10 protein-coding genes are annotated in these 12,858 nt (G+C 60.7%); 2 read left to right on the top strand and 8 right to left on the bottom strand.

All coding sequences use genetic code 11. The annotated features are described in order from the left end of the window. Positions 1-5: 5 nt before the first annotated feature. The 5 genes from HJB83_RS07225 to HJB83_RS07245 form a co-directional block, all read right to left on the bottom strand. Positions 6-950: a peptidylprolyl isomerase gene (locus tag HJB83_RS07225; protein WP_207583670.1), complete on the bottom strand. Its 945-nt coding sequence runs from the start codon at positions 948-950 to the stop codon at positions 6-8. Positions 951-1,138: 188 nt separating this feature from the next. After that, positions 1,139-3,466 (bottom strand): LPS-assembly protein LptD, encoded by a 2,328-nt coding sequence (locus tag HJB83_RS07230; RefSeq protein ID WP_207583671.1) that lies wholly within the window; start codon positions 3,464-3,466, stop codon positions 1,139-1,141. After that, positions 3,466-4,554, bottom strand: coding sequence for an LPS export ABC transporter permease LptG (gene lptG / locus HJB83_RS07235; protein WP_207583672.1), 1,089 nt, complete (start codon positions 4,552-4,554; stop codon positions 3,466-3,468). The genes HJB83_RS07230 and lptG overlap by 1 nt, the downstream gene beginning before the upstream one ends. Beyond that, positions 4,551-5,732, bottom strand: coding sequence for an LPS export ABC transporter permease LptF (gene lptF, locus HJB83_RS07240; protein WP_207583673.1), 1,182 nt, complete (start codon positions 5,730-5,732; stop codon positions 4,551-4,553). Before lptF ends, lptG begins: the two co-directional genes overlap by 4 nt. 100 nt (positions 5,733-5,832) lie before the next feature. Further along, positions 5,833-6,606: a phosphatase PAP2 family protein gene (locus HJB83_RS07245; RefSeq protein WP_207583674.1), complete on the bottom strand. Its 774-nt coding sequence runs from the start codon at positions 6,604-6,606 to the stop codon at positions 5,833-5,835. Between the two features lie 144 nt (positions 6,607-6,750). Here HJB83_RS07245 and HJB83_RS07250 point away from each other — a divergent pair, with 144 nt between their 5' ends. Beyond that, a complete protein-coding gene (locus tag HJB83_RS07250; protein ID WP_207583675.1) occupies positions 6,751-8,241 on the top strand; it encodes a leucyl aminopeptidase in 1,491 nt (496 codons plus the stop codon). Then, positions 8,241-8,690 carry a DNA polymerase III subunit chi gene (locus HJB83_RS07255; RefSeq protein ID WP_221115275.1) on the top strand — a complete coding sequence of 150 codons (450 nt, stop codon included), beginning with the start codon at positions 8,241-8,243 and terminating at the stop codon, positions 8,688-8,690. Before HJB83_RS07250 ends, HJB83_RS07255 begins: the two co-directional genes overlap by 1 nt. Before the next feature lie 157 nt (positions 8,691-8,847). Here the strand turns inward: HJB83_RS07255 and HJB83_RS07260 are convergent, their stop codons facing one another. From HJB83_RS07260 to HJB83_RS07270, 3 genes are all read right to left on the bottom strand, one after another. Then, positions 8,848-9,774, bottom strand: coding sequence for a Gfo/Idh/MocA family protein (locus HJB83_RS07260; protein WP_221131500.1), 927 nt, complete (start codon positions 9,772-9,774; stop codon positions 8,848-8,850). A gap of 94 nt (positions 9,775-9,868) precedes the next feature. Further along, positions 9,869-11,911: a prolyl oligopeptidase family serine peptidase gene (locus tag HJB83_RS07265; protein ID WP_221131501.1), complete on the bottom strand. Its 2,043-nt coding sequence runs from the start codon at positions 11,909-11,911 to the stop codon at positions 9,869-9,871. Positions 11,912-11,980: 69 nt separating this feature from the next. Then, entirely contained in the window at positions 11,981-12,820 is an 840-nt protein-coding gene (locus HJB83_RS07270; protein WP_221131502.1) for a polysaccharide deacetylase family protein, read from the bottom strand. Positions 12,821-12,858 lie beyond the last annotated feature (38 nt).

The following is a 12,858-nucleotide window of genomic DNA, read 5'->3' on the forward strand; positions in this document are numbered from 1 at the left end:
GTCGGTCAGCGATAGGCGATCTGCGCCTTTTTGCGCAGTTCATCCAGATACTTCTTGCTGTTATCGTTTTCCGGGCTGGCGTCCTTGTCGGCCTTGGACTTGCCGAGATCTTCCTGACGGAACACCATTTCGGCCGCCTGGTCGTCGGAAACCTGGCGCTGGCTGCAGATTGCCAGATATTCGACGCCCTTGTCGGTGACGCGGGTCCCCGTCGTATTGCCTTTGGCCTGCTCGACCAGCGGCTTCCAATCCGGCGGGATCTCAGGGGCGAGCATGCGGCCGAGATCGCGCACGGAAACGTCGCGCATCGTTGCGGCAAAGACCTTCGCCTGATCGCAGCCCGGAAATTTCGAGCGCGACGCCTCGGCCTCACCCTTGCGCTTGCCGGTGATGGCATTGCGCTTGGCTTGCGGAACGACGAAGATGATCTGCTGCAGCATATATTCGGTGGTCACCGGCTTCTGCTTGTTGTTCTGCATCATGCGCGAGACGAGATCGTAGTTCGACAGCCGCGAGGTCGAACCGTATCGCGCGTTGACGACCCGCGGCCAGCTCATCTGCACGGCGATGAAACCCTTGAAATGGTCGACGCCAACGCCCGCGCGATCGAGGATCTGCGACATCTGCTCGACGGAAAGCTTGTTGCCGCTCGAAAAGCGGGCGAAAGACGCGTCGACGTCCTGTTGCGAAACCGACATATGGACTCGGGAAACTTCCTGGCGCTTGAGCGCCTCGTCGATCAATTGCTCCTCGGCAGCCTTGGCATCGGGTTTCGTATGCTGCAGGCGCATAAAGGCCTGGCGCTTGGCGACATCGCCGCTGGTGATGGCGGTACCGTTCACCACGGCCTTGACCTCACTTGCTGCAAGCGCTGGAGCGGCAACACCCGTCAGCAAGGCAATCGCTGCCCCGGCGAGGAACGTAGCTATAGCTTTTTTTGCGTCAATCATCTGTTGTTGACCTCCTAATAGCGCCGCGAGACGTTGTTCGCGGCGTTCTTACCACAGTGCGAGACACGCGGACATTCGCTTCCATCACGGCGCGAATCCCCTATGCCTCAGATATCGACTGGCGGCAATGTCCTGCACAGGCTTACGGCGAAAGAATGGCTTCAGGCCATGTTTGCGCTGTCCGCCCATCACTCGAGGGTGTCTGAGCCGATCTTGATGTCGCCGAGCGTGCGGAAGGTCAGCCGTGCGCCGATCGTCCAGTCGCTTGCCGTCTCGTCGCCGGAATCCCTGCTGTCGGTATACGCAATCGTGAAGATCGTGCATTCGTCGTCATAGGACAGGCCAAGCGTCCGGCGGCTGATCACATCATTATTCAGATCCCAGGCGATGCCGCCGAAAATCGACCAGTAATCCTTGAACTTGATTTTGCTGCTGGTCTGGAGCTCGTCATTGTCCGAGGCAAAGCCATATTCCGGCTGGGCGCTGAGATGGGTGAATGTCATCTGCGTGGAGAAGGTGTCGTTCTGGTAGGCCGTCGTCAGGTCGCCGCGGCGGAACTCGAAATTCTTCTCGTCGAGCCTGTACGAGCCCGTTACGGAAACGCCGAACGGTGTCTCGATACCGCCGAGGCCGACATAGTCGGAGCGAGTGGTTTCAAGGCCCGAATCCGCGCCGACATTGACAAGATCGTCGGTGGCAAACGAGTTCTGGCCGGCGATCTGATAAGACTGGCCGAAGATGCCGTGCAGCTTGTAACCGCTGTCAAACGTACCGGTGTACTGGACGCCGAGATTGGCGCGGGTGCCACCTTCGACGCGGTCGTAGCCCGAGAATTTGTCGCGGTCGAACAGTGAGGTGGCGTCGAAGACGAAGCTCTGCGCATCTTCGTTCGGCAGGCGGCCTGCGAGCTGCTCGTCGGGGCGGGCATAGATCTGCGCGATCGGCTCGAGGATATGGGTGCTGTTATCCGTCGTCATCAGGATCGGATAACGCATCTCCAGCCCGGCGGTGAACATCGAGCGGGTGGCGGAATTTCCGTCGCTGTAGTTGCCGGCGTAGCCTGTGGGGTCGTCCATATTCAGCGCGAAGGCGTCGCCGCGCGCCGCAAGCAGCGGCGTGATGACCAGGCCGGTCGGCGTGACGTAGGTGCGCTTCCACTGCAACTCGGTGGTCAGTCGCGACGTCTGGCCCTTCAGGCCGCGGAAGCGATCGAATCCGTCGACGGTATAAAAGTCGTCATGGGTGCGCGAAATATTCGTCAGGTTGACATCAGCCGACAGTTCGCCGCCTGCAAGCGGCTGCGGCGCTACATAGTGATAGTCGAGCGAGGGATAGACGATCGCCTGCTGTTTTTCGGCCGTGTTCGTTCGATCGGCATCCTGGACGTCGAAATAGAACGCCCGCATGTCGAAATAATTGCGTTTGCCAAGTCCGGTCAGGTAGATCTGGTTGGTGCGATCCGTGCCGGTGAAGTCCCGCAGCTTGTAGGTTTTCGAGAAATTGTTGTCGCTCTGCATCATGACGTCCCAACCGAACGTCCAGCGCGGATTGATACGGAATTCGGCCTTCGAGGCCACCATGCCACGCTGACTGGCTTCGGCATCGCTGGTGCCGGAGCTGAAATTGTCCGGCTTTGCCTGATCTATGCCGGCGACGCGCAGGATATGCGTGCCGTTTTCGAAGCGCTGGCGGAATTCACCTTCGATGAGGAAGCCCTGGGCGGTGTAGCCGGTGCCGGTCACCGTCGCGTCCATGCTCGGCGAGATCACGTAATAATAAGGAACGGAAAGACCGAAGCCGAGATTCTGCGACAGGCTCATCGTCGGGAAGAGAAAGCCCGACTTGCGCTTCACCGTATTGTCGGGAACTTCGATGAACGGCAAGAAGGCGATCGGATGGCCGAGCAGCTCGAAGCGTGCCCTCTCCAGACGGATCGTGTGCGTCACGCCGTTCTGGATCACGCGCTTGGCCTTGACCTGCCAGAACGGCGCGCGCTTCGGATCTTCGGCGCAGGGAAGGCAGGCGGTGTAAACGCCCTTGTTGAGAATCATCATCGTGCCGCCGACGCGCTGGCCGCTTTCAGCGACTATGCGGGTATTGTCGGCGGTTTCAATGCGCAGCGAGTTCAGGAACCCGTCGGCAAAATTGTCGGTCACGTCTAGGTTGTCGGCATAGATGCGGTTGCCGTCGGGGCTGACCAGCTCGACATTGCCGACCGCCATCATCCGGCCGGTCTTCTGATTGTATTCGACCTTCTGCGCGACCATTTTGTAGCCGGCATAATTGATCTGCACGCCGCCGACCGCCGACACCAGATCGGCGTCACGGTTATAGACGAGTTCATTGGCCGAAAGCAGAAGCTTGGCCTCTGCAGGAATTTTCTTTCCAATCGTTTGGTCGGGCGCGCTGACCTGGCCGTAGGAGACCGGGGCGCTGCCGAAATAGGAATATAGAGTCGCGCCGACGAGCAGGGCAACCAACTGTTTACTAAAATACTTGCGGTCGCCTGCCGCCACTAGCCGTCCTCCTGATGAAGCAGAATTGTCGCACCTAAAGCCAGCGCGACGATCACCGGTATCCACGTCGCCACGAAGGGGGGCACAACTCCACTGCTTCCGAATGCCTTTACAAGCACGGTGATGACATAAAGCATGAAGCCCGAAAGGATGCCACCCAGAATCACGGAGCGAGATTGGTTGAACCGGCTAAATTTCAGGGACACTGTTGCGGCAATGAAAGTCATCGCCACCAGCAGCAATGGCTGGGACAACAGAGAGTTGAATTGCGTCTCCAGCGCCTTGGTCGAGATACCGAAGGATTTGGCCGCGGCAATGCGGTTGGAAAGGTCAAAGAAACCAATTGTTTCCGGCGCCGTCAGCCGCTCCTGGACGAAGTCCTGTTTCAGATTGGTGCGAAGTTGAACCGAAGCTTTACGCACGGGGATTTCGCCAGCCTTACGCTCGACAACGTTGTTAAGTTGCCAGTAACCATCTTCCAATTTTGCCGTCGCGGCGTCCTGTCTCAGAATGACCTGGCCGCTTGAATCGAAATGGATCAGCACCGCGTCGATCAGCTTGGTTCCGTTCTCCTGAACCGTCTGGGCGCCGATGATGACGTCGTCCCGGCCACTGATCTGGCGCAGCCACGGAATCTGCGGCGCCTTGCGCAGAACCGCGTTCTCACCGCGCCAGTCCGATTCGACCAGCAGCGCCTGGCGTTGTCCCCAGGCGGCAAGCGGATTGAGCGCCGTCATCGTCAGCAAACCAAGCAGCAGCGACCCGGCGATGAAGGGGAACATGAACTGCCAGACCGAAATACCGGCTGCGCGCGTGACGACAAGCTCATATTTGCGGTTGAGCCCGATCAGCACCGTCATGCCGACGAACAGCGCGATGAAGGGTACCGTCTGCTGCAGGATAAGCGGCAGGCGCACGGCGGTCATCAGAATGCCGCCGCCGATCGTGTAGCCGGGCAGGCCGGACATGCGGCCTGCCGTCTCGCTGAAATCGAGGAGGAAAGAAATCGCCGAGACGCCGATCAGGAACCAGCCCATCGTCACCAAGTAGCGGCGAAAGAAATAACGCGACAATGTCCCGAATATCATTGGGCCGTATCCCCGTCGGTCCTGCCGGTCGCGGCAAGCAGCCTTTCCTGTCCCCGTCTCCAGAAAGACGAAATCCGGTCCCGGATGAACGATGGAATGGCCAGTCGTTTGTGCAGGCCGAGGAAGACGATCGAGACGATGCCGCTGACGATCGGTATGGCATAGAGAACGACGATATATTCAGGGTCGGTGTCGATCTGATTGGCCGCATAAAATGCCGCCCATCGCAGCGCGAAGGCATAGGCGAGCGCGCTCACCATCGGATGCAGCCGCGCTTCGCGGTGCGAGCGCGCATCGCCGGCGATCGCCAGCGAAAACAGGGCAAAGACGACAGGCAGGATCCAGTCCGTCAGCCGGCGATGCAGTTCGGCGGTGTAGCTCAGCGGCCGGATCGTATAATCCTTGTCGGCCGGATCCGGATTGATCAGGAACCACAGGTCACGGTCGCTGGCGCGCAGCGTCGCCTGGCCGCGGCTTTCCGTCATGTCCGAGAGGTCGAAGGAATAGGAATCGAAATTGATCACCGAGACATTGCCGTCGGGCGTTTTGCGGTGCACTTCACCCTCATGCATGATCAGCGTCGTGCCCGTATCGTCGACGGCGCCTTCCTTCGCATAATACACCAGCTCGTAGGCGGGGTCGCGCTCGTCGGCGACGAAAAGTCCCTTCAGCATGCGGCCGGCCATCCGCTTCGAGATCTGCACATAAAGGCCTTCATCAAGCTTGCGGAAGGTCTTTTCTTCGATCACCGAAGACAGCAGGTCGGCATAGGTCTCGGCGATCATCTGGCGCACGACGGTTTTTGCGCGCGGCTCGACGACGTTGTCGACAAAGAAGGAAAAGACGCTGACGACGGCGGCAAGCAGCAGGATCGGGCGGATCAGCACGCTGCGCCGCGCCCCGGCCGCGTCGATGACGGTGAGCTCGGAATCATTGTTCATCGTCGTCAGCGTCTGAGTGATCGCGATAACGAGGGCGAAGGGCAGCACGACGGGAATGATCGACGGCAGGATCATCGTCGCGAGCTTGGCGAACGTGCCAATCGACTGGCCGCTGTCGGTGACCAGATTGATGCGCTGCAAAACCTGAGTCGTCCAAATGATCGCCAGAACGGGCAGGAGCGCCACGAGAAACATCTGGCCGACGCGCCGCAATATGTATGTCTCGAGTAGTTTCATGCCTGCCCTTGAAAGCACCTGCAAGCCCAAACGGCTTTGCAGGAGAATCCCTCTACGCTCTTTGTCGCGCTTTTGCGACAAGCTGGTGTCAAAAATTCATTCAAATTTCAGAATTTTTTCGATGCTGTTGCGACTCAGTTAACGCCAGCAACGCGGCGAAGACGACAAGCGACGAAAGCCATCCGAGAACGACGTCGGAGAGGTAGTGCGCGCCGAAGGATAGCCGCATCGCCGGAGTGAGAATCGCGATTGCCGCCACAGGTGCAGCCAGTGCATAACGCAGGGATTTTGGAACGAAGAGCAGAAGGCAGAAAAGCCATCCGGCGCTCGCAGCCTCACCTGAGATGAACGAGCAGTTCGAAACGCATTTTCCGGCAAGCGAACCGGCTTCGACGAAATGCAGGGCACCGCCAAAAATGTCCGTCTGTATCGGCCTCGGCCGACCCCAATGTTCCTTGAGGACAACATTGACGAGCAGCACCGGCCCAATCAGCAGCGTTCCGAGCGCGACGTTCAGTTTGCGCGCCCGTTCGGCGTTGAAGGTTGCGCCATGCTGCTGGTGGCATTCGATGAGTTTCCACACCATCACGATCGCCACGACATAGGGCAGACGGAAGAAGACGGTGCGCAGAAGGTCGAAGTTCCCCGAGTCGCGATAGGGAAAGCCGCCGCAGATGCTGCCGGCGGCGGCAGCCGCGTCGCAATCTGCACGCACGAAAAAAAGCTGGGAAAAATAGATGTCTATCCCGGGGAAGGCGCGGAAGACGATAAGCAGCGCCCACCACGTCCAGAACAGCAGCACGAATGCACCGAAAGTCGTTTTCGGCAGGCGGATTGCTGGGCCCCGCCATCGATTTTTCGAAAAAATTGTCAACGCGAATATCTATGAAACTGACGAAAACACGAAGGCCCTGATGGCCGCGGGCGACCATAACAATTGTCGCAAGCCATTGACAGACCCGCCAAACGCGAAATTATCCGCCATGGACGGATTTCAAAGAATCCCAGCGGAGAAGACATGTCAGCAAAGTTCGAAATTGCATTCTCAAAATCGGCAAAGCTCAATGGCGGCCTGGCGATCCTGTTGAAGACTGCGGAGGCCGACAGCGCCGCAGGCACCGAAACGGTCGACCCTGCAGGCGTGATCGCCAAGGCTGCTAGGATCGCCCGATTCTCCGCGAAATCCATGAGCGCGCTCGATATCGTCGCCCCGGAAGGCGCATCCGTCGAGCGCATCGTCGTCATCGGGCTTGGCAAGGCCGCCGACCTCACCGCCCATGACTGGCTGAAGGCCGGCGGTATTGCGGCAGCGAGAATCAAGAATACCGACAAGGCCGCCGTCTTCATCGACGTGCCTGGCCTTGAGACGAGCGCGCGGGCAGCTGCCGATTTCGCGCTCGGCATGCTGCTGCGCGCTTACAGTTTCGATACCTACAAAACGAAGAAGAGTGACGACGAGGAAAAGGCGGCGAAATCCGTCAAGGTGACGATCGTCACCGCCGATCCGAATGGTCCCAAGAAGGCGTTTTCCGATTCCGAAGCGATTGCCGGCGGCGTCAATCTTGCCCGTGATCTCGTCAACGAGCCACCGAACGTGCTCGGCCCCGTCGAGTTCGCCGCTAAAGCGAAGGAGCTGGAAAAGCTGGGCGTCGACGTGGAAATCCTGACGGAGAAGGAGATGCGCCGTCTCGGCATGGGCGCCCTTCTCGGCGTCGCCCAGGGCTCCGTGCGTCCGCCGCGCCTGGCGGTCATGCAGTGGAAGGGCGGCAAGGGCAAGGATCGTCCCATCGCCTTCATCGGCAAGGGTGTCGTCTTCGATACCGGCGGCATTTCGATCAAGCCGGCCGCGGGCATGGAGGACATGAAGGGCGATATGGGCGGTGCCGCAGCCGTCACCGGCCTCATGCATGTTCTCGCCTCCCGCAAGGCCGCCGTCAATGCCATCGGCATTATCGGCCTGGTCGAGAACATGCCTGACGGCAACGCCCAGCGTCCTGGTGATATCGTCACCTCGATGTCCGGCCAGACGATCGAGGTGATCAATACCGATGCCGAAGGCCGCCTCGTGCTCTGCGATGCCCTCTGGTATTGCAACGATCGTTTCAAGCCGCAGTTCATGATCAATCTCGCCACGCTGACCGGCGCCATCATCGTGGCGCTCGGCAATGTGCATGCCGGCCTGTTCTCCAATGACGACCAGCTTTCCGCCCAACTGACGGCAGCCGGCCTTTCGACCAACGAGAAGCTCTGGCGCATGCCGCTTGGCAAGGACTACGACAAGCTGATCGATAGCAAGTTCGCCGACATGAAGAACACCGGCGGCCGACAGGCCGGCTCGATCACCGCGGCGCATTTCATCAAGCGCTTCGTCCAGGACACACCCTGGGCGCATCTCGATATCGCCGGCACGGCGATGGGCTCGCCGCAGGATGAGATCAACCAATCCTGGGGTTCCGGTTTCGGGGTGCGCCTGCTCGACGAGCTCGTTCGCGCTCATTATGAAGCCTGATGACCGACGTTCTCTTTTATCATCTGACCGAAACCAGGCTGGAGGACGCGCTTCCGCCGCTGATCGACAAGAGCGTCGAGCGCGGCTGGCGTGTCGCCATCCAGACGCGCGAGCCGGCGCGGCGCGATGTTCTCGACGCGCATCTTTGGACGTTCCGCGAGGAGAGCTTCCTGCCGCACGGCACCGACGAGGGCGATTTCGCCGAAAGCCAGCCGGTACTTTTGACGGTGACACCTGATAATGCCAATGCTGCGACCGTGCGTTTTATCATCGACGGCGCCGAGCCGCCGCCGGTCGATGGCTATGAGCGCGTGGTCTTCATGTTCGACGGTCACGACCAGGAGCAACTGGAGGCCGCGCGTGCACAATGGAAGAAGCTGAAAGGCGAGGGGCATAACCTCACCTATTGGCAGCAGACTTCGGAGGGACGGTGGGAGAAGAAGGCTTGAGCGGTTCACCGCGGTGGTGGCGCGTTACCGCCTCGAGCCTTTGTCGTCGTCGAGATTCGTGAGGATATTGAGCGGCACGATCCCCCCGGCTGGGGTGAGCCAGGCCGTTGCCCGTCGCTGTTGACGGGCAACTCCTCGGCAAAGATTGCCAAATGGCTCAGTCGTGGAACGCGTCCACGAACTTCCGCTTGCCGAGCATGAAGGCGTCGGCGACGTGGCGCAGCGGCGCGAGATCGACATCCGAATTGCCGGCTTTGATGATTTCGGCGAAGCGACGGTAGAGCGAGGGATATTCCTGCTCCGGCTCGGCGAATGTCAGCGCTCCATCGATAGAAAGCTTGGCGCCGCCCTCGGCGAGAACCATCTGGCCTGCTGCCGTGTCCGCCACGATGTCCCAGCTCTGCTTGCCGGTCTGGCGCCAGTCGAATTCGGCATGAACCGGCAGGCCGCCGGCATCGCGGAAGCGAATGTCGGAAGCGATCGGCGCATCGCGGTTGTCGGGAAATTCGAGCACGGCCTCGGTGATGAAGATCGGCCGCGGCAGGATGTGGGTGACGATCGACAGCGCGTTGATGCCGGGATCGAAAACGCCGAGGCCGCCCGCCTGCCAGATCCAATCCTGGTTCGGATGCCAGTGGCGGACATCCTCCTTCCAGATCACGTGCACGCTTTTGATCGTCGTCGAAGCCAGAAACGCCTTGGCCGCCTCGACGGCCGGCGCATAGCGCGAATGCCAACTGGCAAACAGCGACGCACCCTGCTTGCTCGCAAGCGCCTCGAGATCGGCCACTTCGCTCAGCGTTGCGCCGGGCGGTTTTTCCAGGAAGACGTGTTTGCCGGCGACGAGGGCCTTATAGGCTGCCTCATAACGATATTGCGGCGGCATGCAGAGCGAGACGGCATCGACCGACGGCTCGGCGTCGAGCATCGCCTCGATCGTCGTATAGCTCCTGATGCCTTCGACCGTGCCGTGGCGGCTCGCCGTGGCGACAAGCTCGAAATCCGCGTTCTTGGCGATGGAGGGGAGGTGCTGGTCGCGGACGATCTTGCCGACGCCGACGATGGCGAGGTTGATTGGGGACATGGTATTTTCCAGCCTGTATGAAAAGTATGATTTATTGCGCTTTGTAGCAGAAAGAGGCGTGCCGACAAGCTCTCCTCCTCCATTCTGTTGGATACTAGCCCATGATGGTCTGGCGAAGGAAGCTGTAACCCATTGCCGCGCGGGCGGCGCGTTCTTCGGAATTGCCGTCGCCGCCATGCCCGCCTGAGCCGAATTCATGGAAGAGCGGCCGGTGTCCTTCTTCCTCCAGCCGCGCGGCGAAGCGGCGCGCATGCGAGGGATGCACGCGGTCGTCATTGGCGGAGCTTTCGATATAAATCGGCGGGTAGGTGATCTCGGTCGCCGGCCTGACATTGTGAAGCGGCGAATAACCGAGCATGAAATCCCGGTCCGCCGGCGTCTCCGGATCGCCGTATTCGTCCATCCAGGCTTGCCCTGCGCTGAAAAGGTGAAAGCGTGTCATGTCGAGCACCGGTACCTGGCACCAGACGGCGCCGAAATCTTCAGAGTAACGCGTCAGCATCACGCCCGTCAGCAGGCCGCCATTGCTGCCGCCCTGGCAGGCGATCCGCGACGGCACGGTATAGCCGCGGTCGACGAGGTCGCGGGCGATGGCGACGAAATCGGCAAACGCCCGGTCTCGCCCCTGCCGCTTGGCACTGCGATACCAGTCGGGCCCGAATTCGCCGCCGCCGCGGATATAGGCCTGCACATAGGCGCCGCCTTGTTCCAGCCAGCGTCCCGTCACCCCGGAATAGTTCGGCGACAGCGAGACGTCGAAGCCACCATAGCCGTAAAGCAGCACCGGCAGCGCCCCCTTGGTCCACTGCTTCGGCAGGACCAGCCGGTAGGCAACCTTGGTTCCGTCCTCGGAAACGGCCTCCAGCAGTTCGGATGACATACCGGTCGCATCGAAATAGCTGGGCGCCGCGGCGACGAAAATCGGCCCGGCCTCCTTGCTGCGGTCCGACAGCGCGAGGCGGTAACAGGCCGGAGCCTGCAGGAAACCCTGGCCAACGATGCAGAGCGTATCGTCGCCAAGATGCAGATCCGCATAGAGCGGCCTGAAATGAGCCGTCTGCATGTCCGCCGGCAGCGCGATCTCGCGCTGTTCGGCATCGGGCTTTGTCAGGTCCAGCACCAGGAGACGCGGACGCAGCCGATCGGAGATGATGAAGACGCACCACTCGCGCATCAGCATCATCTGCGAGATCGACTGGCCCTCGCCAGGCTGAAACAGGATCCGCGCCGGCCCGAGCGGAACCGTCTCCGAACTCGGATCGAAGCGCTGCAGCACGAGACTGCCGGTGGCAACGCGCTCATCGGTCTTTGCCCGCCAGAGGCAATGATCATGATTGAACTGGAAGTCCGCCTCCTTGGGCAGATCGATGCGCCGCCGCGTGCCGTCGTCGCCGATCAGGAACGCGCTGGCCACGCCGATCTCATGGGCGGCGACGAAAATGTCGATCAATCCGGCATCCGCCGAAGCGCCCGACAGGGCCGGGTCGATGACGAGATTAAAGCCGTAGACGTCCTCGTTTGCGGCTTCGAACATGACGGTGGCATCTTCTGGCCGCTGCCCGCGCTTCAATCGCCGCCCGACCCGTGGCCATCCGGAGCGGGTCGACGAAAATCGGTCGATGGAGCCGAAATAGCAGATCTCGTCGCGGCTCAGCCAATTGGCATGCGATCGTGCGGTCGGCGTATCGAAACCGCCCTCGACGATCTGCTTGCTCTCGGCGTCGAACTCGAGCAGCCGGTTAAGGTCGGAGCCGCCGTCGGAAAGCGTGAGCAGCACCCGCGTCGGCTCCCACGGGCAGGTAACCGCGCCGCGCCAGCTCCAGCGCTTGCCTTCACTGGCACAGAAGGCATCGAGATCGAAGACCGGCTCCCAATCGGCGTCCGGCAGCGGTTCCTGATCGGCAGGCAGACGGAGCCAGACGCCGAGAGGATTGTCCTTGCTCTGCCGGAAATCGAACAGCCAGTCGCCGCGGCGCATCGGCACGATCAGCCTGTCCTGCCGTTCGATCAGCGCCTTGATCGCGTCCCGATCCCTGACGAATTCAGCTGTTCTGAGTGCAGCGTCGGACACCCGGTTATGCTCGTCGATGAACTGGCGGGTGCGCGGATCGTCGTCCGTTTCGAGATGAAGGTTCATGTTCGACCTGCCGGTTTCCGTTGACGTCGCTCAGATCTAGGCAGCCGGTCCAGGCTTGGCAACCCGGCTTTAACGGGTCGTCACGAAATCGGCCGAGGCAACGAGATTGTTCGGCGCCTGCGTCTTCTTGAACTTCAGCGTCACCACCTTGTAGCCTTCGGCTTCAAGGTCCGAAAGCAGGGTCGGCAGCATCGTTGCGGTGCGCTTGTGGATGTCATGCATCAGAATGATGCCACGGCCGCGCTTGCGCAGCAGGTCCATCGTCCGCTGAGTCACGGAGGCCGGTGTTGTGGCGAAATAGTCCTTGCTGTCGATATCGACATCCATGACTACCAAATCGCGCATGGCGATCGCGGCGCGCAGTCTGTGGTTCTCGGAAAGATAGGGGAAACGGAAAAAGGAAACGTCGGTCCCCGTCGCCTTGGTCACCGCCAATTCGCCCTTGATCACCTCGGCCATCGCCGCGTCGAAATCAAGCGCACTCAGGTTGGCGTGGTCATAGGTGTGACTGCCGATCGTGTTGCCGTCCTCAGCGACCTTGCGGGCCAGCGCCGGATGCATTTCGGCCATTTCGCCGACCATCATGAAGGCGCCCTTGACGCCGAACTGGTCGAGGATCGCCAGCACCTTGTCGGTCCGGCCCGGGATCGGGCCGTCGTCGAAGCTCAGGATCACTTCCTTGTCCTGCAGCTTGAGATCGGCGAGCGAGGAAACCTCCAGCGTCCGCCCGGCCAGACGGTGCCAGCCGGTCATGCGCGGGCCCGCATCGTCGCCGGCATAGCCAAGTTTCCGCCCCTCGGGCGCGATCACCGAGGAGGTCTTGATCGATGTATCCGGGGCTTTGGTGGTGGTGCAGGCAGATAGGGTGGCCGTGAGGGCCATGCAAAACAGAATGAAAAAGCGATACATCGAAAGGGCTCAACAAATCGGTAACGAATGTTGAGACA

It is taken from the genome of Rhizobium sp. NZLR11 (assembly GCF_019685115.1).
GTDB lineage: Bacteria > Pseudomonadota > Alphaproteobacteria > Rhizobiales > Rhizobiaceae > Rhizobium.

Coding starts and splice junctions, on each gene's coding strand:
- HJB83_RS07225 (WP_207583670.1), bottom strand. CDS start 950: ATGATTGACGCAAAAAAAGCTATAGCTACGTTCCTCGCCGGGGCAGCG.
- lptG (WP_207583672.1), bottom strand. CDS start 4,554: ATGATATTCGGGACATTGTCGCGTTATTTCTTTCGCCGCTACTTGGTG.
- lptF (WP_207583673.1), bottom strand. CDS start 5,732: ATGAAACTACTCGAGACATACATATTGCGGCGCGTCGGCCAGATGTTT.
- HJB83_RS07250 (WP_207583675.1), top strand. CDS start 6,751: ATGTCAGCAAAGTTCGAAATTGCATTCTCAAAATCGGCAAAGCTCAAT.
- HJB83_RS07255 (WP_221115275.1), top strand. CDS start 8,241: ATGACCGACGTTCTCTTTTATCATCTGACCGAAACCAGGCTGGAGGAC.
- HJB83_RS07260 (WP_221131500.1), bottom strand. CDS start 9,774: ATGTCCCCAATCAACCTCGCCATCGTCGGCGTCGGCAAGATCGTCCGC.
- HJB83_RS07265 (WP_221131501.1), bottom strand. CDS start 11,911: ATGAACCTTCATCTCGAAACGGACGACGATCCGCGCACCCGCCAGTTC.
- HJB83_RS07270 (WP_221131502.1), bottom strand. CDS start 12,820: ATGTATCGCTTTTTCATTCTGTTTTGCATGGCCCTCACGGCCACCCTA.